The following is a 23314-nucleotide window of genomic DNA, read 5'->3' as shown; positions in this document are numbered from 1 at the left end:
TGTTGTTAAATAAAAAAGGAGGATAAAATGGGCTTTATTTGGTATATTATTATTGGTATTATAGCCGGCTTTCTTGCAGGTAAGATAATGCGTGGCGGAGGTTTTGGCCTTATTATAAATTTGTTACTTGGTATTCTCGGAGGAGTGCTGGGCGGTTGGGTATTTGCCCTTTTCGGACTTGCGGCTTCGGGATTGATTGGAAGTTTGATAACTTCTACCGTAGGAGCTATTCTGGTATTATGGATTGCTTCTTTATTCTCGAAATCTAAATAAAGATTTTATATAATTTATTTTTAATCTAAAAACAGAACTTAATTATGGAATGTAGACATGGAAATTTCTGGATTGGACTTGGAATTGGTTCAATCCTTGGTGCAGTAGCTTATCGTCTTTCACGTACAGCAAAAGCCAGACAGTTGGAGAGTGATATTTATAACGCTATTCACCGTATCGGTCGTGATGCTGAAATAGCAGCAGCCGAAGCTGAAAGAAAAGCAATGAATCTTGGCTTAAAAGCTGTTGAAACAGGAGCTAAGGTCGCAGATAAAGTAGCTGAAGAGGCTGATAAAGCAGTTGGAAAAGCAAAAGAAAAATGGGAGAAATAATCATCCTTGAAAGTGGTAATCAGGTTTAAAATAACTGGTTATCACTTTTCTTTTGTACTTATAGCTTCCTTCTTGAAAATCTACCTTAACCGGATACTGTCACTATCCTTCATATCTGCTTTTGCATAGAATAATCAGTGTGTGTCCGTACACATTTTACCTTTTACATCCCTCTTTTTTGTTCTTTTCACAGATAAAAAGCTTTTCTGTCATGGTGTTTATTACCTCCCAAACGAATATTTGATGGCTTTTTCCACTCTTTTTCTTATGTTTAACAACATACGTATTACTTGTCTTTCTTTGTTAAATATCTGAATATCATATTTATAGCATTTCTATAATAGAATGTGTGTGCGCACACACTTTTGCTTAATTCAATAATTCATTTTACATTTGTCGTCGAAAAACAAGATACTTATCAGTATATGGACAAAGAATTCTCAAATATTCGTATTGTAGACATCGCCAAGATGGCGGGAGTCTCTGTCGGTACGGTAGACCGGGTGATTCATAATCGTGGACGGGTATCTGAAGAGAACAGGAAGAAAGTCCAGACTATTCTGGAGATGGTTCATTATCAGCCGAATCTGATGGCGCGTTCGTTGGCATCTAAAAAACAATATCATTTTGTGGCAATTACTCCTTCTTTTACGCACGGAGAATATTGGGAAGCTATTTCTGAGGGTATCGATAAGGCGGCTTCAGAGATGGAATCTTATAATATAACGATCACTAAACTCTTTTTCGATCAATACAATAACAAGACATTTGATGATATTGTCCGCAACCTGTTGGATGAAAAAGTAGATGGGGTATTGATTGCAACACTGTTTACCGACTCTGTTATACGGCTTTCGCAAGAGCTTGACAGGAATGAAATTCCCTATGTTTATGTTGACTCCAATATTGAAGGGCAACATCAGTTGGCATATTTCGGAACGGAGTCTTATGATGCCGGAGTGATTGCTGCGCGATTATTGACAGACAAGATTTCTTCGACTTCGGATATTCTGATGGCACGAATTATTCATAGTGGAAAAAACGACTCAAATCAAGGAAAGAACCGGAGAGAAGGCTTTTGTCATTATCTGAAAGAAACAGGATTTACCGGAAATTTGCATGAAGTAGAATTGAAAATCAATGATTCGGTTTACAATTTTATCAAGCTGGACGAAATCTTTGAAGCGAATACAACTATAGAAGGAGGCATCATCTTTAATTCAACTTGCTACATCTTAGGAAACTACCTGAAAGCAAGAGGAATGCAAAAAGTAAAATTGGTTGGCTACGATCTTATTGAAAGGAATACTCAACTGCTCTCCGATGGCGTTATCACTGCATTAGTAGCACAGCGTCCCGAACGACAAGGATATGATGGTATCAAATCATTGTGCAATCATTTGCTGTTCAAGCAGAACCCCGAAAAGGTGAACCTGATGCCGATTGATATTCTTCTAAAAGAAAATCTGAAATATTATCTGAACAATAAGTTATAAACCATATAAATAAAAGAACCATGAATGAATTATTTAACGTAAAGGACAAAGTTGTTGTTATTACCGGTGGAGCCGGAATCTTAGGTAAGGGTATCGCTGCATACTTAGCTAAAGAAGGAGCTAAAGTTGTTGTACTCGATAGAAGCGAAGAAGCAGGTAAGGCATTGGTAGAAAGTATCAAAGCTGAAGGAAATGAAGCTATGTTCCTGTATACGGACGTAATGGACAAAGAAGTGCTGGAAGGTAACAAAGTGGAGATCATGAAAGCCTATGGCCGTATTGACGTATTGCTGAATGCTGCCGGAGGTAATATGGCAGGCGCAACAATTGCTCCGGACAAAACTTTCTTTGACTTGCAGATTGATGCCTTTAAGAAAGTAGTAGATCTGAATCTGTTTGGTACAGTATTGCCTACAATGGTATTTGCTGAAATCATGGTAGAACAGAAGAAAGGTTCTATCGTAAACTTCTGTTCCGAATCGGCTCTTCGTCCGTTGACACGTGTGGTTGGTTACGGAGCTGCAAAAGCTGCTATTGCTAACTTCACTAAATATATGGCTGGCGAACTGGCTTTGAAATTCGGTAACGGTCTGCGTGTCAATGCTATCGCTCCGGGATTCTTCCTGACTGACCAGAACCGTGCGCTGTTGACAAATCCTGATGGTTCTCTGACTGACCGTTCCAAGACAATTCTTGCTCATACTCCGTTCAATCGTTTCGGTGAACCGGAAGATCTTTACGGAACTATTCATTATCTGATCAGTGATGCTTCTAACTTCGTAACAGGTACAGTAGCTGTTATCGACGGAGGTTTTGACGCATTCTCCATTTAATACCTATTACTTATTACTTAATACTTATCATATTATGTATCTATGTGAACAAACTTGGCGCTGGTATGGTCCGAATGACCCAGTAAGCTTGTGGGATATTAAACAGGCAGGCGCTACCGGTATAGTAAACGCACTTCATCACATTCCGAACGGCGAAGTGTGGACAGTAGAAGAAATCATGAAGCGTAAGCAAATGATTGAAGAAGTGGGTCTGACTTGGTCCGTTGTAGAAAGTGTACCTGTGCACGAACATATCAAAACGCAGACCGGTGATTTCTTGAAATATATTGAAAACTATAAGGAAAGCATCCGTAATCTGGCCAAATGTGGTGTAATGGTAGTTACCTATAACTTCATGCCTGTATTGGACTGGACACGTACGGACCTTGCTTATACAATGCCTGACGGCTCTAAAGCTCTTCGCTTTGAGAGGGCGGCCTTCCTTGCTTTCGACCTCTTTATTCTGAAACGTCCGAATGCGGAGAAAGACTATACTCCGGAAGAAATAGCCAAAGCAAAAGCCCGTTTCGAACAAATGAGTGAAGACGATAAGAAATTGTTGGTTCGTAATATGATTGCCGGACTTCCGGGATCGGAAGAAAGTTTCACCGTAGAACAGTTTCAGGAAGCATTGGATCGTTATAATGATATCGATGCTGAGAAACTTCGTTCTAACTTGATCTTCTTCCTGAAAGAAATTGCGCCTGTGGCTGATGAGGTAGGAGTGAAGCTGGTGATCCATCCGGACGACCCTCCTTATACAATTTTAGGTTTACCGCGTATTCTAAGTACGGAAGAAGACTTTAAAAAACTGATTGAAGCCGTTCCTAACGAATCAAACGGTCTTTGCTTGTGTACAGGTTCTTTCGGTGTACGTGCTGACAATGACCTTGCAGGTATGATGGAGCGTTTTGGCGATCGTGTCAACTTTGTACACTTGCGTAGTACACAGCGTGACGAAGAAGGAAACTTCTATGAAGCTAACCATCTGGAGGGAAATGTAGATATGTACAACGTAATGAAGAGTCTGATTCTTCTGCAACAACGTCGTAAATGTTCTATCGCTATGCGTCCGGACCATGGTCATCAGATGATTGATGATCTGAAGAAGAAAACAAATCCGGGATATTCCTGCTTAGGCCGTCTTCGTGGATTGGCAGAACTTCGCGGTTTGGAAATGGGTATTGCAAAGTCTATTCTATAAGCAGAATTCATAATTAGCAATCTATTTTAAAGACACTACGGCTATTATTGACAGTAATAATAGTGGTAGTGTCTTTTATATTGCTCATTTACGGAGCTTTCGTATTAAAATAAGCTTCCGGTGTGCAAATCAACTTTTGGCTTTTTAGGCTCGGGGATGATGAGCAAGGCTATTTGTGCACAAGCCTCAGCATCGGCGAGAGCATGGTGATGATTGGTTAAATCATATCCGCATCGGGCTGCCACCGTATGTAGCTGATGATTGGGCAACTCTTTTCCAAACACTTTCCGTGAAGTGCGGCAAGTACAATAAAACTTATAATTGGGATAAGTCATTTCGTATAGCTCGTGAACAGCTTTCAGACAGCCCTCATCAAAAGGACTGTTGTGAGCAACAAGCGGAAGACCGTCTATAAGCGGTTTTATTTCTGCCCATACATCAGGAAAATCTTCCGCTTCTTCCGTATCCGCGTAAGTCAGTCCGTGAACTGCTGTTGTCCATTGCGTATAATAGTTGGGGCAAGGACGGATCAGACGATAGATTTTCTTAACGATTTTTCCGTTCCTCACGATGACCACCCCTACGCTGCATACGCTGGTGCGCTTTCCGTTGGCTGTTTCAAAGTCGATAGCTGCAAAGTCCTTCATGCGTTTTGCTGTTTTTTGAAACACAAATGTACATGATATTTTTTGCAAAATACATGAATTGGCATTTATTCTCTTTATATTTGCGTATAAAATAGACCGATGTACACAGAATATCAGCCCTCTCGTCTACTCGCTCCCTATATTGATAATTATTGGGAATTTAAGGGAACTCCGGAATATGGTATGCGTATCCATATTTTGCCGGATGGTTGTACCGATTTCATTTTTACGTTGGGAGAAGCAGTGAGTAAGGTAAAAGAAGAAACGCTGGTCATGCAGCCTTATCGTTCTTACTTTGTGGGTCCGATGACGAAATATTCGGAGCTTGTCACTTATGCCGAATTCGTTCATCAGTTCGGCGTTCGTTTTCTGCCTTGTGGGTTATCCGGATTTACAAAGCTGCCTTTGCATGAGTTTGCGAATTACAGAATCAGTACGAATGAAATGCAGGCGGTTTTTGACAGTACCTTTATCGAGAGGGTATGTGAGCAGAATGATGTCCGGGGACGGATTCAGGTCGTTGAAGAATATCTCCTGGCGTATCTTGCACATAACTATCAGCCTGTTGATTCCCAAGTTGCCGCAGCGGTGAATATAATCAATCAGTCCGGTGGGAAGCGTTCTGTTCGTAGTCTGATGGATGAGGTATGCCTGTGCCAGCGTCATTTTGAACGGAAGTTTAAACATAACACCGGATTCACTCCTAAAGAATATAGCCGCATTGTTAAATTCAAGAATGCAGTAGAATTACTGAGAAACACGGCCTCTGTCAACCTGCTGACTACTGCCATCGACGCAGGATATTATGACCTGGCACATTTCTCAAAAGAAATCAAAACATTGTCGGGCAATACTCCTACATCATTTCTTTCGCTCACAGTTCCGGAGGATATAACGCTGACTTATATCGAACCTTAGAACCGGATTAGTAAAAGTCGATTTTTTACAATAGAACGGACATCTGTGCCGTTATCTTTGTGGCGAAATAAAATAAATACAATAAGATTATGTCAACAAAAACTATGAAAGAGAAAGCGGCGGAGTTATTGCAGAAATGCGAAGTTGTCACCCTTGCTTCTGTGAACAAGGAAGGCTATCCCCGTCCTGTGCCAATGAGTAAAATTGCAGCAGAAGAAATTTCCACTATCTGGATGTCCACCGGAGCGGATTCATTAAAGACTATTGATTTTTTATCGAATCCGAAAGCAGGATTATGTTTTCAGGAGAAGGGGGACAGTGTGGCATTGATGGGAGAAGTGGAAGTCGTGACAGACGAGAAACTGAAGCAGGAACTTTGGCAGGACTGGTTTATCGAACACTTTCCCGGTGGTCCTACAGATCCGGGCTATGTATTGCTAAAGTTCACCGCCAATCACGCAACCTACTGGATTGAAGGTACCTTTATTCATAAAAAGCTTGACTAATCTTGATCTGGAGCGATTATAAAATTGACAGGTAACGGTACATTTGTGTACGAAAAAAGAGAAAGACATTCCCAAAGTAAGGACTGTTTTTCTCTTTTATGTTTAGGCTGGAAGACGTGGTTTTCGTCTATCTGACATTCATTTAGAATTCAAACTTTTCCAGTTTCATTTCAGCTAATTCCTGAATGATACCTACGTATTGTGCAAAATGAGCGGTTTTCTCGTGTGCTGCCAATACTTCAGCATTCTGCCATGTTTCGCAAATCATGAAAACATCACGGCGGGTACTGCTTTCAAAAGTATCATAAGCAATGCATCCTTCTTCTTTCAAAGAGCAGGCAGTCAGTTCTTTTGCTGCCTTAATCGCTTTTTCGCGGTTTGTTTCGTTTACACGAACAAAAACATTTAATCTGATCATAGTTCTTTTATTATTTATGTGATTAAAAAGAATGGTTTCATCACTGTGTTTGTGAAGAACCGAAGGCAAAGATAGTATTTTTCTGTAGCTTCCCGCAGGCTGTTTTCAAATTTTCATATAAACTTCATATAATCATAAAAAATCGGTTATATTTGCATCTGAATTCTAAAAGCAACTATTTTGGGCACCATTCTTAAATTTGTTATAGCTTAATATTAGCCTCATAAACCACAGGCTAATTTCTTTCGTTTGAGTACTTCTACTTGAACCGGTTTTTCATTTTATCAATTTTATTATTCACTGCATCGTTTTTTAAAGACGAGTGCAATTTGGTATTCAGGCTTTTAGTCAGACTCCTTATGATGATTCGAAAGCTGCGGGTACATTGAGAATGAATGGAAAATTTCGTAAGAAATAGTAAGCTGAACATAGAAAAAGAAATTAAAAGGATTGAGCAACAGCCGATTGCCCCTCTCGAGCGGATAAAGCAGATAATAGATGTCATACAGACATCACTTACTTTGCTGAAAAGGGCAGTTGCCGAATATCAATTTCAGAACCCTGAAGAAGAAATTCAGTTCTTTAAAGTCTGGAAACCGCAGATTTCCGGCTTGCTGATGTTTTATATCCGTTTATATCAGATTGAAAAGAACCGTGTCGGCAAATCCCTGTCGGCTCAATGCAAATATTTAAAGATGGAACTGGAGAATATACAGAAGTCATTTTTGAATAATAGCTTCTATGATTATTATCGTGCCGGTCAGACCGAACTTGATAAGCAATATTTTATCCGTGAGAATTATGATATTCTTTCCGATGTTCATTGTCATTTGCTGGACAGGGATCCTTCTTTTACCACCTTACACGATTCAAGCGTTGCAATGATTCTGGCGAATAGTCATTTGATAGAATATGTATCAGACGAGATCGATTCGCTGTCAGACAAACTGCATCTTAAATTCACCTCCATAGTAGACAGTAAATTGCTGCAATGGACAGATAGTAAAGTTGCCTTGGTTGAATTCATCTATGCGATCTATGCGGGCAAATGCTTTAATAATGGAAATACCAGTCTGAAAGACATCGCTTTTTGTTGCGAGGTACTTTTCAATATCGAGATTGGGGACTTTTATCGTATCTTCTTGGAAATCAGGAATAGGAAGAAGAACAGGACACAATTTCTTGATAAGTTGAAGGATAAAATACAGAAGATGATGGATGAACTCGACAGATAAATTTCACGCCATCTTGTGACATCTTGTGAATTTTATAAATGGCTTATATCCAACTTTGCTTTATGGATACAACATTTACATGGGAGATAAAAGCAAAGAATTCTCCTTTATTAATTAAGAAATGCAGTCATTGCGATAGTGACCGGTTTTACTGTAGTGATAAGTTTAGAATGAATGCGCAGAAAAAGAACATCGATGTCTGGCTGATATATCGGTGTGTGAAATGCGATAATACTTGCAACATTACTTTGCTGTCACGTACCAAACCGGATTTGATAGATAAAGTCCTGTTTCATAGCTTTTCCATGAACGATCGGAAAGCAGCCTGGAAATATGCTTTTTCTGCCGAACTTGCCGGCAGGAATCATTTGAAAACGGATTATGATAGTGTAGAATATGAGGTTATGGATAACTTCTCGAAAGAAGATATAATCCGTATGTCCGATGCAATCATAAAGATTCAAATCAAATGCGAGTTTGAATTTAATTTGAAATTGTCGTCTTTATTAAGAAGGAATTTTCTTCTTTCCAGCACTCAGTTAAGGCGTCTGTTTGAACAGGGAGTGATTTCGCTTCTTTCCGGTAAAGAGCCGCAGAAATACAAAGTAAAGGACGGAGATATCCTGTTGATAGATAAAGAACATTTGCTTGTTATGATGGACTTTGTGGATAGCTTTATGGTAAAAACAGGCATTGATTGATTTTTTATTACTACATTTGTCTGATATGGAACAGGGAATTCAGAAACTAAGTACTATTATAAATTCAGAGATATGAGAAAGTTGTTTTTATTAGCTATTGTTTTATGTGTATGGAGTGTCGTTGCCGATGCTCAGGAGAGTGAGGGAAGATATATTGAGGTAACCGGTTCTTCTGAAATAGAAGTTGTGCCGGATGAGATTCATCTTTTGATTCAGATAAAGGAATATTGGAAAGAGGAATTTGTGCCGAAGTCCAAGCCGGAAGATTATAAAACGAAAGTTCCGTTGGAATGGATTGAAAAAGATTTGCGTCGGGTGCTAAGTAGAGCAGGAATTTCGGATGAGGCTATTCGTGTGCAGGAAATCGGAGACTATTGGCGTCAGAAAGGAAAAGAATTTCTGATAGGTAAGCAACTGGACATCCGGTTTACTGACTTCGAAAAGATAAATGCCGTTATTAAGAAGATTGATACGAAAGGTATCGAGTCTATGCGTATCGGGGAGCTGAAGCACAAGGATTTGCCGAACTATCGGAAACAAGGTAAGATAGAAGCATTGAAAGCAGCACGTGAAAAGGCATCTTATCTTGTGGAAGCTATGGGACAAAAACTGGGTGAGGTCATTCGTATTGTCGAACCGGCTTCGAGCTATGTAAGTCCTTATTCTCTTTATCAGGCACAGAGTAATGTCAGTATGGGGACAGCTGCCACTGAGCAATATCGCGTTATTAAATTGCGGTATGAGATGACGGCGCGTTTTGCCATTGAGTAATATGGATAAGGCGAAAATGTGTACAAAGGCATTGACTACGCAAACTGGTAGGAATGCTCCATTAGTAAGTTGCTGTTGGGAGATTAATTTCTTAGTATGGGTTATCTTTTTCTTGCTAAGAATTAAAGTTTGCATTACATAAAACTGTACCTTTGTATGCGATAGACTATTCGTCTGACTATAGTGATACTTGCGTCTGACTGTAGTTGCTCTTTCGTCTAACTATAGTCAGACGAAAAGAGAACTATAGTCAGACGAATAATTATATGCAGGCTAAGCATTAAAGAATAGTATATACAGGGCCAAATATTAGGAAAGCAAGCAATAAATATATAAACTGATAAAACAAAGATAGTAATGAGTACATATTATGATTTATACGAAACGCCAGATGTTCAGAATACAGGAGAGAAACAACCCCTTCATGCCCGCATCGTTCCGAGTGGAACTTATTCGAAAAAAGATTTTATAGAACGCGTATCCCGTCACCAACCTTTCCCGCACAATATAATTGAAGGAGTACTTGGCGCTGTAGTTGATGAACTGGCCGAAGCCTTGGCGGATGGATACATCGTGGAACTGGGCGAACTTGGACATTTCAGCATTTCGTTGAAGTGTACCCATAAAGTGATGACTAAGAAAGAAATTCGTGCCGAGTCTATCCGTTTTGACAATGTTCATTTACGTACTTCCAAAGAATTTAAAAAGAAAATAAAACGGGAGATAGAACTTGAACGAGTTGAGAACTCCAAAGTAAAAACTCATGATACTAAAATATCCATTGAAGACCGTCTCCAAATGTTGCAGGAATTTCTGAAGAAGAACGGAGGAATCACGCGTATAGAATATAGCAGACTGACTGGACTCCCCCGATTGAAAGCAATTGATGATTTGAATACTTTCATCAAGGAGGGGACTCTTCGCAAGAGGGGAGCAGGACGAACTGTCTTTTATGTGTGGAAACAGGAAGAATGATATTATAACAGAAAACCATCTTTCTTTTTGCTAACAATTTTGTATCTTTGTGTGTATATAGATAAAATAGTGAGATTATGGCAAAAATAACAATACCTTATGCAGTAGCTGATTTCATAGAAATGCGTGAACGTGGGTTCTATTATGTGGATAAGACAGACTATATTTCGAAATTAGAGGAATATAAGGCTCCTGTGTTTCTTCGTCCCCGCCGTTTTGGCAAGAGCTTGTTGGTTTCTACTTTAGCTTGCTATTATGATCGTACCAAAGCACATCGGTTTGAAGAACTGTTTGGAGGTACTTGGATTGGTAGTCATCCAACGAAAGAACATAATCAATATATGATTATTCGCTATGATTTTTCAAAAATGGTGATGGCGAATAGTATAGAGGGATTGGCGCAGAACTTCAATGATTTAAACTGCGGTCCGGTAGATCTTATGGTCGAACATAACAGAGATTTATTCGGAGATTTTCAGTTTACCACTCGTGGAGATGCTTCCAAAATGCTGGAAGAGGTGCTCAATTATGCCCGTTCCCATGGCTTTCCTAAAGTTTATATATTGATTGACGAATACGATAACTTTACCAACCAATTACTTACAGCATATAATGACCCGCTTTATGAGGAAGTGACAACCAATGATAGTTTCTTGCGTACTTTCTTTAAAGTAATAAAGGCTGGTATCGGTGAAGGCAGCATTCGTACTTGTTTTTGTACGGGGGTGTTACCTGTTACGATGGATGACTTGACTAGCGGATACAATATAGCAGAGATACTTACTTTGGAACCGGGTTTTATGAATATGCTCGGATTTACGTATGAAGAAACAGAAGTTTATTTGCGCTACGTGCTTGATAAGTATTCTACAGGACAAGACCGCTATAATGAAATTTGGCAACTGATTGTGAGTAATTATGACGGATACCGTTTCCGCCCTAATGGAGACCGGTTATTCAATGCGACCATTCTTACTTATTTTTTCAAGAAATTTGCAGCCAATGCGGGTAGTATTCCTGATGAACTGGTGGATGAAAATTTGCGAACGGATATTAATTGGATTCGTCGGCTTACTCTTTCGTTAGATAATGCGAAGGCAATGCTCGATGCATTGGTTATTGATGACGAATTGTCTTATAATGTAGCTGATCTTTCCAGTAAGTTCAATAAGAAGAAGTTTTTTGATAAGGAATTTTATCCTATTAGTTTGTTCTATTTGGGAATGACAACGTTGAAAAATAGTTATCGCATGGTACTACCTAATCTGACTATGCGTAGTGTCTATATGGATTATTATAACCAATTAAACCGGATTGAAGGAAATGCACAACGCTATGTGCCTACTTATGAACGTTATGATGCCGACCGCCGTTTGGAACCCCTAGTACAAAACTACTTTGAACAATATTTGGGACAATTCTCTGCACAGGTATTTGATAAGATGAATGAAAATTTTATTCGCTGTTCTTTTTATGAACTGGTGTCGCGTTACTTAAGTAGCTGTTATACATTTGCTATAGAGCAGAATAATTCGGTAGGACGTTCGGATTTTGAAATGACAGGTATTCCCGGTACAGATTATTACACAGACGACCGTGTGGTTGAGTTTAAGTATTATCGTGCAAAAGAGGCTGAAAAAATGCTGACACTTACTGAACCGCTTGCGGAACATATAGTGCAGGTCAAGAAATACGGAGAAGATACAAAAAGAAAATTCCCTAACTATCATGTACGGACTTATGTGGTATATATTTGTGCAAACAAAGGATGGAAGTGTTGGGAAGTATAGATTCCTCAAGGACTACACTTCACAATAAAATAAAGTAATGGAAGAACTCTTTCGATTGGTACGAGATGAAAACGACATTGATAAAGCCTTGTCTATGATTTGTTCGGGCTACATACTGGAACCGTCTTATAAGAGCGAATACAATTGCAGTCTTTTGTTTCATGCCGTTTATCGGAAAAGCCTGGTATTGGTAAAAACACTGGTAGAACAAGGCGCAATCAAGCAGTATCTTTTCGAATTGCCATGAATTATTATATAAAATCATATTGAATTAGACAATCCTTAATAAATTATTGTAGTTATGTCAATGCATGCAATAGAGAGTTTGGTGGAATATTCCGTAATAACCGTAGCGACTGCTTTGCCTGTTCCGCCTTTGGCACAAAGTATTTGCCATAGTCTTTATCATCTTCAGAACCAATTAGACTGTGGGTACACGGTCTTGCGGGTTCGCGACGAATTGGAAAAGGTCGGTTATCTTTCCCTACTCTCACCAGAGCAACTGCCCGAACCGGAGCGTAGTGAGGCAATGGAGCTTGCCGCAGAGGGCGGTTTCTTGAAAGGTGGTGGCATTTATGTGGATCGTCGTTCCGGGAAATGCTGTGTCACCGCAGGATGCGTATTATGGAAAAAGCTCCTTGATATGAGTGTTATTCCGGCATCGCCCGAAGCGGAACTCCGTCTGCTCGATCCTTTGGAATTGGCTGAACAGATTGTTTCATTGGCTTCCAAGGCTCTTGCCGGAGGTGACAAACGGGGAGCCGACACGCTAGGACATTGGTATGCGTTCTTTCCGCTATTTTGCGCAATAGAGGGGTGGGATGATGCTAATGCTCCCGAACCGGAAAGAATCCAAGCGTTGCTACGGCTGCTGGATGTTCCCGAAGCGTTTGAAGTGGCAGCATCTTACGGCAATGAGCTGGATGTCGATTATGAAGAAGAGGAAATGCCTTTCCTTGCCGGTTGGGAGCAGCCATATCGCAAATGGTTAAAAGAACGAAAAAACGATGAAGGGATACAAGAAGGCGAACTTGATTCATTCCATAGAAACGTAATGTATCAATATATTCAACGTCATAATTTTGAAGAAGCGGACCGGTATGCCTCCTTGATTGCAGATGAAAATAGTCGTTTGCTTCAACGTTGCGTAGTTGGTTACGCTTGCCACCAATGGCTAAAGACGCAGGAACCGGGCACATTGCCTCCGTCATGCCTGCTCTCTCTCTTTGAGGTCAAAGAGGGGTTTGAACGCCTGAGCGGACTGCCGTTGCCGGAACAGGAACTTGCCACTTGCCGTGTTTACCTGTTGCAGACGGTTGTATTGTTGGGCGATTATCCGGCTGTCATCGAAATGCAGCAAGCCTTGTTTACGGAAGCCATCGGCAAACTGGAACAATACCCCGAAGGAGAGACAAGGCAGATGCAGCAAATCGCATTAGCCCTTAGCTACTACCAAATGCTGTACGTCAATCTTCCGGACGAATATCCCTCCAAGAAAGAATTGATGCGAAAGAGATTCCCGGGATTGATGGAACTATCCGATGTCAAGCGGATATGCGGCGAGTTACTTCCCGAAAAGCCGCAAATGGCAGATACGCTACAAGAAAACATGGAACAATGCAATGCCTTGATGCAATATCTTAACTAAAAGCGATTATGAGTTTCACCTTCAGAAAATTCAAGATAGTATTGTTGCTGCTGTTAGTGGCGGCATACTCTTACGGGCAGGCGAGAGATGCAAAGAATTTCATCATCACCCCGCAGACCGTAGTGAAGACTAATTTGCCCAAGCTGGATTCCTGCTTGTTTAAGTTGCAAGAGATATTGAGAGAACGGTTCGGGCAAAGCGCCATCATCGGAGGGAGGCGGGCAAGCGGTAATTCGGTTATCGAACTTTGGACAGATTTTGAATTGGAAGGTAAAGAACATTATATACTCAATATATCGGCAAAGAAACTTTCCATCAGAGGAGCGACGCAAAAAGCCATTCAATACGGACTGAAGACCTTGGACAAAATCTTGCAGGAGGAAACAAATAATACGGCGAACAAGCAAATAGCTCCTCGCCGTATTGAAAATGTTTCCGACAGTAATTGCCCCTGATGCCTTGTGTCTATCCCATCAATGTGATTTCTTCCACCTTGCCATCTTCGATGGTGGCATATAGGAAATGTCCGGCAAACGTATCTTCCGTGTCTTGGAAGAAGAGTTCCAATTCGTAATGGATAGAACCTTCTTCCTTTTCTTTGGTCTTTATATGAACAGATTGTAATTCGATTTGCGAGGCAAATCCCTCTTTGGATAGTGCCGGAAAGTCACAGTCCTCCCGCCATGCGTTTGCTGTTGGAAGCAATTCGTCTGCCATACGTAATTGCCAAGTTGCTTCACCTTCTTTTTCCAATTCGTTCAGATAGCCACTAATGGCTCGCAGATGTTTTCGGACAAGGGGGGCGTGCGGACAGCGGGATTCCGTTTTTTTACCGTATTGCTTCTTAACGAGTTTGACAGCCTCATTCAAGCATTCTATTTTGGTGTCGGTAGAAAGCGAGGGCATTTCCCAAAGTTGCTCGTATAACTCCAATTGTTTTTCAAACGAGCAAAAGGCAGACTTTGCTCCAATCTTTATATCTAGATAAGCGTCATAGGTTTTATATTCTTCCTTAGTCATATCTCGTTCAACGCCGTTTAGCTTGTTCTGAGTTTCATTCATGCGGGTAATAATACCATCGACTAATTTCACCAATTGACGTACTAGCTTGGGTATTCTTATTTTGTATTTCCTCGCATTTTTTTCTACACTTTGCGCATAGTATAGAATAGTGGCCATCAGGATGGAGATGTTCGTGTCGGCACGTACCAACTCGTCTGGCAGTTGTAGCATACTCACAAGATTGTATATTTCGATTTTATATGGAACGAGCCTGTTGATCTTTTCTTCGACAGACAACCCTTTGTCACCCCATATCGTGTCGCACTCTCGAATGATTGTTTTGATTCTGTCGGCGTTCATCTCATCCAGACAACGTTGCTCCAACACTTCGTCCACCTTGGGCGGCAGGTGTTTCTTGAGGGATTTTATTTTTTTTTGAAGTTCGTTGACATAGATCTGCTGCTCTGACGGGAGTTGCGCATTCTTGCTTCTTGTCGTTTTCTCTTTGATGACAGGCAATGTCTCGCTCGGTGTGCCCAAAGGGGCGATGGCGATATGCAAATCTACCTTCTTGCCCCAGATTGTTGCTTTATACCCTTCGGGAGTCTGATAGCCGCGAAACCATATTTGGAGGGTGTTGAGCCAAAACTCTGTATGAATTTCCAAAGTGACATCGTATAGGTCGGCAATTGACCTTGTCAAATGGAAATTCCAACTGTTTTTATCTGTCGTTTGTTCCTTTTTCATAATGCGGGTTGTGAAGTTTATTGATTTACTTTGGATAAAGTTTCCTCAGTCCATTCGCAAAATTACAAAAAGCAGAAACAATCCATCAATATAGGTAGATTAATTACGGCTTTTTCTTTGAGCTATAGTTTTACACCTCTGTTCATCCTTGACTTCGGTATTCTGATAGCTTCTCTAAATTCGTTCATTTTCTTTCTGAACCATTTAACATGCGAAACTCTGTTTATCTTGAAATCATAATTTCCCTCTGTGCTCTGTTTGAGAGAACAAACCCCACGCTTTCGGGAAAGTTGATATATCCTGAGAGTTAAATGGCAAACGTCCGTCGTTCCTCGCTATCGAAATTTGGCATTTGCCATTCTTTTAATAACACATATTAAGTCAGATAATTTGCGCCGTCTGTTTCATACGAGTATCTTTGCCTCACTATTCTGTTAAAACGATAGGGGAGAATGTATCACAAGAGAAAAATAAGAGCATACATAGCATGGATGTTATTCATGACATTCATTCCCTTCTTTGTAGTGAAAACCTTTCACTATCATGGAAGTGAAGATGAAACGTCATGCTCTCATGCTGACCATTCCCGGAGTCATGCCGAGGATTGTGCGATATGTAAATACTCCCTTTCTCTCTTTACAGAACCTCAGTCGGTAGAATTTCACTGTATATTGACGCTCGTTCCTTACGAGCCGATTACTTATCAGGATAAGGTTGTCTGCAAACGGACTTATTCGCATCACCTACGCGCGCCTCCTGCCGCATAATTACATATTCATATTTTCTAGGAAGACAGGTTCACTGTAACTTGTCCCCACATTCATTTTACACATTATATAAAAGATTGTAATTGATGCGTATCGGAATTATTTCGGGCGTAATAGGGCTGTTTGTAACCTTATCCGTCCACGCACAGAAGTCCGATTCAATCAAGAGTATGCTTTTACCTGATGTTGTTGTGACCGAGTCATACCAACAGCGTCAAGCCAAGAAGTCTGCACTTACGGTTGAAGTGATAGAACAGGATTTTCTGCGCAAACATTTTACGGGAAACTTCATGCAGGCAATGGAGAACATTCCCGGAGTACAAGCTATGGATATAGGCTCCGGCTTCTCCAAACCGATGATTCGGGGGATGGGATTCAACCGGATAGCCGTACTGGAAAACGGAATCAAGCAGGAAGGCCAGCAATGGGGAGCCGACCACGGACTGGAACTGGATGCCTTTAATATCGAGGCAGTCAATGTATTGAAAGGTCCTTCCTCACTGCTTTACGGCAGTGATGCCATGGGTGGAGTGATTGATATAGCCTCTCCTCCCATACCTTCTGCGAATATGCTCTTCGGCGATGTCACCCTATTGGGTAAATCCGTCAACGGAACACTGGCAGGTTCGCTGATGCTGGGACTTAAAAAGAATGCCTGGTATGCGCAAATCCGTTATTCCGAACAGCACTTCGGTGATTACCGCATCCCTACGGATACCATTGTCTACCTGACTCAGAAAATGCCCGTCTATGGTCGTAAACTGAAAAATACGGCAGGAGTGGAACGCAATATCGGCCTTTTCACCCAATATCAGCGAAAAGGCTATAAAGCAGACTATTCCATCAGTAATGTCTATCAGAAGACGGGCTTCTTTCCGGGCGCACACGGTGTCCCCGACGCATCGCGCGTAGAAGATGACGGAGACAGCCGGAATATCGAATTGCCTTACAGCAAGGTAAATCATCTGAAAGTAACCACACATCAGCAATATGCTTGGGAGAGACTGATCCTGTCCGGTGATTTGGGATTTCAGAATAACCATCGGGAGGAATGGAGTGCTTTTCATACTCATTACGGCTCCCAGCCTGCACCGGAGAAGGACCCGGACAAAGAACTGGCTTTCGATCTGAATACATACAGTGCTTCGGTAAAAGCCCGCTTTATTGGCTCTTCTTCATGGGAGCATACGTTGGGGTGGGATGGGCAACATCAGCAGAACGACATTTCCGGCTATTCATTCTTGTTGCCGGAGTACCATCGTTCTACTACCGGATTGCTCTGGCTTACGACGTATAAGCCTAATAACATTCTCTCTGTCAGTGGAGGCGTGCGATATGATTATGGTTATATTGGCATCTCTCCGCATGAGGACGTTTATCTGGCGGATTACCTTCGGAGGCAAGGATATGATGATGAACAAGTAGAGTCCTATAAATGGAACAGTCATGCCGTCCGAAAGCATTTCGGTGACTATTCCTTTTCTTTGGGACTGGTATGGACACCCACCGTTCAGCACATGGTGAAAGTGAACATCGGACGTAGCTTCCGCCTCCCCGGAGCCAATGAACTGGCTGCTAACGGCGTACATCACGGCACTTTCCGTCACGAGCAGGGAGATGCTTCTCTGAAATCCGAGCAAGGATGGCAGATGGATGCTTCCTACAACCTGCGATATCACGGACTTTCCGTTTCCGTGTCTCCTTTTGTCAGTTGGTTCAGTAACTACATCTTTCTGCGTCCCACGGGCGAATGGTCGGTTCTGCCGCATGCCGGACAGATTTACCGCTACACGGGAGCCGAAGCACTGTTTGCCGGAACGGAAGCTACGATAGACATTAACTTTCTGCGTCACTTCAATTACCGTATCTCCGGAGAATACGTCTACACCTACAACTGTGACGAGCATATTCCGTTAAGTTTTTCTCCGCCGTTCGGTATGCGGAATACGTTGACATGGCAAAGAAAACACTGCATGCTTTATGCGGAGTGGCAACTTATTGCCCGTCAGAACCGTGTAGACCGTAATGAGGACCGTACACCGGGGGCCAACCTGTTTCATTTGGGTGGCTCGCTGAATATTCCGGTTGGCAGGACTAACGAGATAGAAATAACCCTGACCGCCCGTAATATCTTTAATACCAGATATTACAATCATCTTAGTTTTTACAGGAAAGTAGAAATTCCGGAACCGGGACGAAACTTCCAATTATTAATCAAAATTCCATTTAAAAAATTACTGTAATGAAAACAAAACTTTACCTCCCGATAATCAGCCTTCTGGCAATGTCTGTATTTGCATTTATTTCTTGTGACGATTCGGATAGCGATACCACCAAACCGGTGATTGAACTAAGTGAACCGGAAGAAGGGCAAGAACTGAAAATTGGCGACGAGCACGGAGTACATTTTGAAATGGATCTGTCGGACGACGTCATGTTAAAGTCTTATATGATTGAAATACATAGTAATTTCGACCACCATTCGCATGGAAAGAGCAGGGCTGCCGCTACGGACGAAGCCACTGTCGATTTCAGTTTCAACAGGTCTTATGATATCTCCGGAAAGAAAACGGCGCACATCCATCATCACGATATTATAATTCCGGCGAATGCTACTCCGGGCGATTATCATCTGATGGTTTATTGTACGGATGCCGCAGGAAACGAAACCTACATTGCGCGCAATATTGTATTGAGCACTACTGCCGAAGGGGACGATCATCATCACGATGAATAACTGAAAGAGCCAGCCTGCCATGCAAAACGGGGGCGGGATGGAGTATCTTTTTTCTCTTATTAATCAGTGTTCGTATAATTTTCTTTAAAAGGTGTAATAGTTATTACACCTTTTGTGTTTTCAAAGCTTTACTTTTGTGAAAAATACTTTTTCACTATGATGAAGTTACCATTTATAAACCGAATTTTTCCTTCGTACAGATCAAGGATAGTAGCCGTTATCATTGGCGGTATTATTGTAGGCGGAGGAGCTTTATTTATGTATATGCTTCGGGCACATACGTATCTGGGCGATGATCCGGCAGCGTGTGTGAATTGTCACATCATGTCTCCTTATTATGCTACATGGTTTCACAGTTCACATGCACGGGATGCTACCTGTAACGATTGCCATGTTCCTCACGAGAACATTGTAAAGAAATGGACATTCAAAGGAATGGATGGTATGAAGCACGTAGCTGCATTTCTCACCAAAAGCGAGCCACAGGTGATACAGGCCCACGAGGCCAGTTCGCAGGTGATTATGAATAACTGTATCCGTTGCCATACGCAACTGAATACGGAGTTTGTAAAAACAGGAAAGATAGATTATATGATGTCTATGGTGGGAGAAGGAAAGGCTTGCTGGGACTGTCATCGGGATGTACCTCATGGTGGTAAGAATTCGTTGTCCGCTACTCCGGCAGCTATCGTCCCTCTTCCCGAATCACCCGTACCGGAATGGCTTCGGAAGATGGTTAATAATAAGGAATAAGCATATGCATAACTACGTAATAAAATAATAAAACCGATATACAATGGAAAAGAAATTAAAATCATGGCAAGGATGGCTGTTGTTCGGAGGTTCAATGGTCGTTGTTTTTGTTTTAGGATTATGTGTTTCTGCGTTGATGGAGAGGAGGGCGGAAGTCGCCAGTATCTTTAATAACCGCAAAACTGTCATTAAAGGTATTGAAGCACGCAACGAACTGTTTAAAGATAATTTTCCCCGCGAATATCAGACTTGGACGGAAACGGCAAAGACTGATTTTGAAAGCGAGTTTAATGGCAATGTCGCTGTTGATGCTTTGGAAAAACGTCCGGAAATGGTTATTCTGTGGGCAGGATATGCATTTTCAAAAGACTATTCCACTCCGCGCGGACATATGCATGCTATCGAGGATATCACGGCGTCACTTCGTACCGGTTCTCCTGCAGGCCCGCACGATGGTCCTCAGCCTTCTACTTGCTGGACTTGTAAGAGTCCGGATGTTCCCCGCATGATGGAAGCATTGGGAGTCGATTCTTTCTATAATAACAAATGGGCTGCCTTTGGTGATGAAATCGTGAATCCGATCGGTTGTTCCGACTGTCACGATCCGGAAACAATGAATCTTCATATCAGCCGTCCGGCATTGATTGAAGCTTTCCAGCGTCAGGGAAAAGATATCACAAAAGCTACTCCACAGGAAATGCGTTCATTGGTCTGTGCGCAGTGCCACGTAGAATATTACTTCAAGGGTGACGGTAAATATCTGACTTTCCCGTGGGATAAAGGTTTCACTGTAGAAGACATGGAAGCATATTATGATGAGGCAGGTTTCTATGATTACATTCATAAGTTAAGCCGTACTCCGATCTTGAAAGCCCAGCATCCCGACTATGAAATTGCTCAGATGGGTATTCACGGACAAAGGGGCGTTTCTTGTGCTGATTGTCATATGCCTTATAAGAGCGAAGGGGGAGTGAAATTCAGTGACCATCACATTCAGAGCCCATTGGCAATGATTGACCGCACCTGTCAGACTTGTCATCGTGAGAGTGAAGAAACTTTACGTAACAATGTGTACGAGCGTCAGCGCAAGGCAAATGAAATCCGTAACCGTCTGGAACAGGAACTGGCCAAGGCGCATATCGAAGCAAAATTTGCCTGGGATAAGGGTGCTACAGAAGATCAGATGAAAGATGTGCTTGCATTGATTCGTCAGGCACAATGGCGTTGGGACTTCGGTGTGGCATCACATGGAGGTTCTTTCCATGCACCGCAGGAGATTCAGAGAATTCTTTCTCATGGTCTGGACCGTGCTTTGCAGGCTCGTCTGGCTGTATCCAAAGTTTTAGCGAAGCATGGGTATACAGAAGACGTTCCGATGCCGGACATTTCAACGAAGGCCAAAGCGCAGGAATATATCGGTCTTGATATGGATGCTGAAAGAGCTGCTAAGGAGAAATTCCTGAAAACGACCGTTCCGGCATGGCTGGAGAAGGCAAAGGCAAACGGACGTCTGGCGCAAAAGTAAAATAGGGATATATGTGGAGCAAACCGTGGAGTTATAAAGAAGGGCTGGTGATTGGTGCGGGATTACTGGTGATAGGTATTTTGCTGCAAATGGCAGTGGGAGCCATCAACTGGAGCCTGTTTGCCTGTCCGGTCAATGTGATTGTGTTAGTGGTTTATATCATTGCGCTGGTAGCCATGCACCTTCTTCGTAAACGTGTGTATCTGTTTGGATGGTTGAGCCATTATTCCGCTGCCGTTTCTTCCTTGGTATGGGTAGTCGGCATGACGGTGATCATGGGACTTATCCGGCAGGCTCCTTCCGGTCACGCTTCCAATGATATACTGGGATTTTCACAGATGATTTCGTCCTGGCCTTTCGTCCTGCTTTACTTTTGGATGGTCACTGCATTGGGATTGACTATACTCCGTGCCAGCTTTCCATTCAGGATTGGCAGACTATCCTTTCTTCTCAATCACGTAGGATTGTTCGTGGCATTGATTACGGCTACTCTGGGAAATGCCGATATGCAACGCTTGAAGATGACTACCCGAATGGGAAACGCGGAATGGAGGGCTACCGATGATAAAGGAAAATTGATAGAACTTCCGTTGGCTATCGAACTGAAGGATTTTACGATTGATGAATATCCTCCGAAACTGATGCTGATTGACAATGAAACGGGGGGAGTACTCCCCGAAAAGTCTCCTGTGCATTTACTGCTTGAAGACGGAGTTTCCGAGGGCAGTCTGCTGGATTGGGACTTGTTTGTCGAACAGTCTATTCCGATGGCTGCCTCCGTAGCTACAGAAGACACACTGAAATTTACAGATTTCCATTCGATGGGAGCGACATATGCAGTGCATCTGAAGGCCGTCAACCGAAAGAACAAACAGACGAAAGAAGGCTGGGTGAGCTGTGGTAGTTTTCTCTTTCCTTATAAGGCGTTGCGTCTCGACTCTCTGACGAGTCTGGTGATGCCGGAACGGGAACCGCAACGTTTTGCTTCGGAAGTAAAAGTCTACACACAGGAAGGAACGATAACGGAGAGTACGATTGAAGTAAATCGTCCGATGGAGATAGCAGGATGGAAAATTTATCAACTTAGCTATGATGAGTCGAAAGGTCGCTGGAGCGATATCAGTGTCTTTGAGCTGGTTCACGACCCGTGGTTGCCTGTAGTATATGCAGGGATCATCATGATGATGCTCGGAGCAATTTGTCTGTTTGTCAATGCACAAAAGAGGAAAGAGGAGGACAAGGAATGAGTTGGGAACATTTTATATGGTTTGCGATAGCCGCATTGATTTGCTGGGGCTTGGGCGCGTTTGCTGCCTGGAAAGGAAAGAAGCCGGTATGGACTTATGGATTTACCTTGTTGGGGCTGGTCATCTTTTTCAGTTTTATCCTCGGTATGTGGATTTCTCTGGAACGTCCTCCGATGCGGACGATGGGAGAGACACGTCTGTGGTACTCTTTCTTCCTTCCGTTGGCGGGTTTGATAACGTACGTGCGTTGGAAATATAAATGGATTCTTAGTTTCAGTTGCATTCTCTCACTGGTATTTATCTGTATCAATATCTTTAAACCGGAGATTCACAATAAAACGCTGATGCCTGCTTTGCAAAGTCCGTGGTTTGCCCCTCATGTCATAGTGTATATGTTTGCTTATGCGATGTTGGGAGCTGCGGTGGTCATGGCTGTTTATCTGCTTTGGTTCAAAAAGAAGGATATTGAACGGAAAGAGATGGACTTATGCGATAACCTGACTTATGTAGGCTTGGCATTTATGACATTGGGAATGCTGACGGGAGCTATCTGGGCGAAGGAAGCATGGGGGCACTACTGGGCTTGGGACCCGAAAGAGACATGGGCGGCAGCTACTTGGTTCTCCTATCTGGTATATATCCATTTCAGACTGGGCAGACCGTTGAAGAGTCGTCCGGCATTAGTCATTCTGTTAGTATCATTTGTCTTATTACAAATGTGTTGGTATGGAATCAATTATCTTCCATCGGCACAAGGAGTTAGTGTACATACTTATAACTTAAATTGAA

Annotated in this window: 25 protein-coding genes; 22 read left to right on the top strand and 3 right to left on the bottom strand. The window is 42.1% G+C overall.

The window, feature by feature from the left end; genetic code table 11:
• Positions 1-27: 27 nt before the first annotated feature.
• From ACHLI0_RS05255 to uxuA, 5 genes are all read left to right on the top strand, one after another.
• Positions 28-273, top strand: coding sequence for a GlsB/YeaQ/YmgE family stress response membrane protein (locus ACHLI0_RS05255; protein ID WP_008764857.1), 246 nt, complete (start codon positions 28-30; stop codon positions 271-273).
• A gap of 44 nt (positions 274-317) precedes the next feature.
• Positions 318-605, top strand: a complete 288-nt coding sequence (locus ACHLI0_RS05250; protein WP_008762341.1) for a YtxH domain-containing protein — start codon at positions 318-320, stop codon at positions 603-605.
• 425 nt (positions 606-1030) lie between these two features.
• A complete protein-coding gene (locus ACHLI0_RS05245) occupies positions 1031-2101 on the top strand; it encodes a LacI family DNA-binding transcriptional regulator (protein WP_008764858.1) in 1071 nt (356 codons plus the stop codon).
• 20 nt (positions 2102-2121) lie between these two features.
• Positions 2122-2934, top strand: a complete 813-nt coding sequence (locus ACHLI0_RS05240) for an SDR family oxidoreductase (protein ID WP_008762343.1) — start codon at positions 2122-2124, stop codon at positions 2932-2934.
• A 34-nt stretch (positions 2935-2968) separates the two neighbouring features.
• On the top strand, positions 2969-4138 hold the full coding sequence (gene uxuA / locus ACHLI0_RS05235) for a mannonate dehydratase (protein WP_055221034.1): 1170 nt from the start codon (positions 2969-2971) through the stop codon (positions 4136-4138).
• 104 nt (positions 4139-4242) lie between these two features.
• Here uxuA and ACHLI0_RS05230 read toward each other — a convergent pair whose 3' ends face one another.
• Positions 4243-4785, bottom strand: a complete 543-nt coding sequence (locus ACHLI0_RS05230) for a 3'-5' exonuclease (protein ID WP_008762345.1) — start codon at positions 4783-4785, stop codon at positions 4243-4245.
• 99 nt (positions 4786-4884) lie between these two features.
• On the opposite strand from ACHLI0_RS05230, the gene ACHLI0_RS05225 reads away from it, so the two are divergent.
• On the top strand, positions 4885-5703 hold the full coding sequence (locus tag ACHLI0_RS05225; protein ID WP_062694842.1) for a DUF6597 domain-containing transcriptional factor: 819 nt from the start codon (positions 4885-4887) through the stop codon (positions 5701-5703).
• Between the two features lie 89 nt (positions 5704-5792).
• Complete coding sequence (locus tag ACHLI0_RS05220; RefSeq protein WP_062694845.1) at positions 5793-6209, top strand: pyridoxamine 5'-phosphate oxidase family protein; 417 nt, start codon at positions 5793-5795, stop codon at positions 6207-6209.
• A gap of 142 nt (positions 6210-6351) precedes the next feature.
• On the opposite strand, the gene ACHLI0_RS05215 is transcribed toward ACHLI0_RS05220, so the two are convergent.
• Positions 6352-6627 (bottom strand): putative quinol monooxygenase, encoded by a 276-nt coding sequence (locus tag ACHLI0_RS05215; RefSeq protein WP_062695920.1) that lies wholly within the window; start codon positions 6625-6627, stop codon positions 6352-6354.
• A 395-nt stretch (positions 6628-7022) separates the two neighbouring features.
• On the opposite strand from ACHLI0_RS05215, the gene ACHLI0_RS05210 reads away from it, so the two are divergent.
• The 8 genes from ACHLI0_RS05210 (at position 7023) to ACHLI0_RS05175 (ending at position 14202) form a co-directional block, all read left to right on the top strand.
• Complete coding sequence (locus ACHLI0_RS05210; RefSeq protein WP_490748587.1) at positions 7023-7862, top strand: RteC domain-containing protein; 840 nt, start codon at positions 7023-7025, stop codon at positions 7860-7862.
• A gap of 62 nt (positions 7863-7924) precedes the next feature.
• Positions 7925-8563, top strand: coding sequence for a DUF1062 domain-containing protein (locus ACHLI0_RS05205; RefSeq protein WP_008764864.1), 639 nt, complete (start codon positions 7925-7927; stop codon positions 8561-8563).
• A gap of 72 nt (positions 8564-8635) precedes the next feature.
• Entirely contained in the window at positions 8636-9334 is a 699-nt protein-coding gene (locus ACHLI0_RS05200) for an SIMPL domain-containing protein (RefSeq protein ID WP_008764865.1), read from the top strand.
• A 357-nt stretch (positions 9335-9691) separates the two neighbouring features.
• Complete coding sequence (locus ACHLI0_RS05195) at positions 9692-10309, top strand: HU family DNA-binding protein (RefSeq protein WP_022471001.1); 618 nt, start codon at positions 9692-9694, stop codon at positions 10307-10309.
• Positions 10310-10386: 77 nt separating this feature from the next.
• Complete coding sequence (locus ACHLI0_RS05190; RefSeq protein WP_490748585.1) at positions 10387-12099, top strand: ATP-binding protein; 1713 nt, start codon at positions 10387-10389, stop codon at positions 12097-12099.
• A 37-nt stretch (positions 12100-12136) separates the two neighbouring features.
• Positions 12137-12346 carry a hypothetical protein gene (locus tag ACHLI0_RS05185; protein WP_008764868.1) on the top strand — a complete coding sequence of 70 codons (210 nt, stop codon included), beginning with the start codon at positions 12137-12139 and terminating at the stop codon, positions 12344-12346.
• A 54-nt stretch (positions 12347-12400) separates the two neighbouring features.
• Positions 12401-13747: a hypothetical protein gene (locus ACHLI0_RS05180; protein WP_490748584.1), complete on the top strand. Its 1347-nt coding sequence runs from the start codon at positions 12401-12403 to the stop codon at positions 13745-13747.
• Between the two features lie 8 nt (positions 13748-13755).
• A complete protein-coding gene (locus tag ACHLI0_RS05175; RefSeq protein ID WP_258893952.1) occupies positions 13756-14202 on the top strand; it encodes a glycoside hydrolase family 20 zincin-like fold domain-containing protein in 447 nt (148 codons plus the stop codon).
• A gap of 10 nt (positions 14203-14212) precedes the next feature.
• On the opposite strand, the gene ACHLI0_RS05170 is transcribed toward ACHLI0_RS05175, so the two are convergent.
• Positions 14213-15496 (bottom strand): DUF2262 domain-containing protein, encoded by a 1284-nt coding sequence (locus tag ACHLI0_RS05170; RefSeq protein WP_490748583.1) that lies wholly within the window; start codon positions 15494-15496, stop codon positions 14213-14215.
• A 452-nt stretch (positions 15497-15948) separates the two neighbouring features.
• Between ACHLI0_RS05170 and ACHLI0_RS05165 the strand changes: the two genes are divergently transcribed.
• From ACHLI0_RS05165 to ACHLI0_RS05135, 7 genes are all read left to right on the top strand, one after another.
• Positions 15949-16263 carry a hypothetical protein gene (locus ACHLI0_RS05165; protein WP_022471004.1) on the top strand — a complete coding sequence of 105 codons (315 nt, stop codon included), beginning with the start codon at positions 15949-15951 and terminating at the stop codon, positions 16261-16263.
• Positions 16264-16349: 86 nt separating this feature from the next.
• Complete coding sequence (locus ACHLI0_RS05160; RefSeq protein ID WP_490748582.1) at positions 16350-18506, top strand: TonB-dependent receptor; 2157 nt, start codon at positions 16350-16352, stop codon at positions 18504-18506.
• Positions 18506-19000, top strand: coding sequence for a DUF4625 domain-containing protein (locus tag ACHLI0_RS05155; protein ID WP_016267177.1), 495 nt, complete (start codon positions 18506-18508; stop codon positions 18998-19000). Before ACHLI0_RS05160 ends, ACHLI0_RS05155 begins: the two co-directional genes overlap by 1 nt.
• A gap of 156 nt (positions 19001-19156) precedes the next feature.
• Positions 19157-19753 (top strand): cytochrome c nitrite reductase small subunit, encoded by a 597-nt coding sequence (nrfH, locus tag ACHLI0_RS05150; protein WP_016267178.1) that lies wholly within the window; start codon positions 19157-19159, stop codon positions 19751-19753.
• 43 nt (positions 19754-19796) lie between these two features.
• Positions 19797-21278, top strand: a complete 1482-nt coding sequence (gene nrfA / locus ACHLI0_RS05145) for an ammonia-forming cytochrome c nitrite reductase (protein ID WP_217741215.1) — start codon at positions 19797-19799, stop codon at positions 21276-21278.
• 11 nt (positions 21279-21289) lie between these two features.
• On the top strand, positions 21290-22525 hold the full coding sequence (locus tag ACHLI0_RS05140) for a cytochrome c biogenesis ResB family protein (RefSeq protein WP_234155131.1): 1236 nt from the start codon (positions 21290-21292) through the stop codon (positions 22523-22525).
• Positions 22522-23313: a cytochrome c biogenesis protein gene (locus ACHLI0_RS05135; RefSeq protein WP_234155132.1), complete on the top strand. Its 792-nt coding sequence runs from the start codon at positions 22522-22524 to the stop codon at positions 23311-23313. The genes ACHLI0_RS05140 and ACHLI0_RS05135 overlap by 4 nt, the downstream gene beginning before the upstream one ends.
• Position 23314: the final 1 nt, after the last annotated feature.

Source organism: Bacteroides sp. RCH18, from assembly GCF_058231005.1.
This window is presented reverse-complemented; position numbering and strand designations above follow the sequence as displayed.

What these genes read in the sequence shown, in the direction of transcription:
- uxuA (WP_055221034.1), top strand. Translation starts at nt 2,969, where the DNA reads ATGTATCTATGTGAACAAACTTGGCGCTGGTATGGTCCGAATGACCCA.
- ACHLI0_RS05190 (WP_490748585.1), top strand. Translation starts at nt 10,387, where the DNA reads ATGGCAAAAATAACAATACCTTATGCAGTAGCTGATTTCATAGAAATG.
- ACHLI0_RS05220 (WP_062694845.1), top strand. Translation starts at nt 5,793, where the DNA reads ATGTCAACAAAAACTATGAAAGAGAAAGCGGCGGAGTTATTGCAGAAA.
- ACHLI0_RS05245 (WP_008764858.1), top strand. Translation starts at nt 1,031, where the DNA reads ATGGACAAAGAATTCTCAAATATTCGTATTGTAGACATCGCCAAGATG.
- ACHLI0_RS05200 (WP_008764865.1), top strand. Translation starts at nt 8,636, where the DNA reads ATGAGAAAGTTGTTTTTATTAGCTATTGTTTTATGTGTATGGAGTGTC.
- ACHLI0_RS05195 (WP_022471001.1), top strand. Translation starts at nt 9,692, where the DNA reads ATGAGTACATATTATGATTTATACGAAACGCCAGATGTTCAGAATACA.
- ACHLI0_RS05135 (WP_234155132.1), top strand. Translation starts at nt 22,522, where the DNA reads ATGAGTTGGGAACATTTTATATGGTTTGCGATAGCCGCATTGATTTGC.
- ACHLI0_RS05160 (WP_490748582.1), top strand. Translation starts at nt 16,350, where the DNA reads ATGCGTATCGGAATTATTTCGGGCGTAATAGGGCTGTTTGTAACCTTA.
- ACHLI0_RS05180 (WP_490748584.1), top strand. Translation starts at nt 12,401, where the DNA reads ATGTCAATGCATGCAATAGAGAGTTTGGTGGAATATTCCGTAATAACC.
- ACHLI0_RS05170 (WP_490748583.1), bottom strand. Translation starts at nt 15,496, where the DNA reads ATGAAAAAGGAACAAACGACAGATAAAAACAGTTGGAATTTCCATTTG.
- ACHLI0_RS05205 (WP_008764864.1), top strand. Translation starts at nt 7,925, where the DNA reads ATGGATACAACATTTACATGGGAGATAAAAGCAAAGAATTCTCCTTTA.
- ACHLI0_RS05240 (WP_008762343.1), top strand. Translation starts at nt 2,122, where the DNA reads ATGAATGAATTATTTAACGTAAAGGACAAAGTTGTTGTTATTACCGGT.
- ACHLI0_RS05175 (WP_258893952.1), top strand. Translation starts at nt 13,756, where the DNA reads ATGAGTTTCACCTTCAGAAAATTCAAGATAGTATTGTTGCTGCTGTTA.
- ACHLI0_RS05250 (WP_008762341.1), top strand. Translation starts at nt 318, where the DNA reads ATGGAATGTAGACATGGAAATTTCTGGATTGGACTTGGAATTGGTTCA.
- ACHLI0_RS05215 (WP_062695920.1), bottom strand. Translation starts at nt 6,627, where the DNA reads ATGATCAGATTAAATGTTTTTGTTCGTGTAAACGAAACAAACCGCGAA.
- ACHLI0_RS05225 (WP_062694842.1), top strand. Translation starts at nt 4,885, where the DNA reads ATGTACACAGAATATCAGCCCTCTCGTCTACTCGCTCCCTATATTGAT.
- ACHLI0_RS05185 (WP_008764868.1), top strand. Translation starts at nt 12,137, where the DNA reads ATGGAAGAACTCTTTCGATTGGTACGAGATGAAAACGACATTGATAAA.
- nrfA (WP_217741215.1), top strand. Translation starts at nt 19,797, where the DNA reads ATGGAAAAGAAATTAAAATCATGGCAAGGATGGCTGTTGTTCGGAGGT.
- ACHLI0_RS05165 (WP_022471004.1), top strand. Translation starts at nt 15,949, where the DNA reads ATGTATCACAAGAGAAAAATAAGAGCATACATAGCATGGATGTTATTC.
- ACHLI0_RS05155 (WP_016267177.1), top strand. Translation starts at nt 18,506, where the DNA reads ATGAAAACAAAACTTTACCTCCCGATAATCAGCCTTCTGGCAATGTCT.
- ACHLI0_RS05255 (WP_008764857.1), top strand. Translation starts at nt 28, where the DNA reads ATGGGCTTTATTTGGTATATTATTATTGGTATTATAGCCGGCTTTCTT.
- nrfH (WP_016267178.1), top strand. Translation starts at nt 19,157, where the DNA reads ATGATGAAGTTACCATTTATAAACCGAATTTTTCCTTCGTACAGATCA.
- ACHLI0_RS05210 (WP_490748587.1), top strand. Translation starts at nt 7,023, where the DNA reads ATGGAAAATTTCGTAAGAAATAGTAAGCTGAACATAGAAAAAGAAATT.
- ACHLI0_RS05140 (WP_234155131.1), top strand. Translation starts at nt 21,290, where the DNA reads ATGTGGAGCAAACCGTGGAGTTATAAAGAAGGGCTGGTGATTGGTGCG.
- ACHLI0_RS05230 (WP_008762345.1), bottom strand. Translation starts at nt 4,785, where the DNA reads ATGAAGGACTTTGCAGCTATCGACTTTGAAACAGCCAACGGAAAGCGC.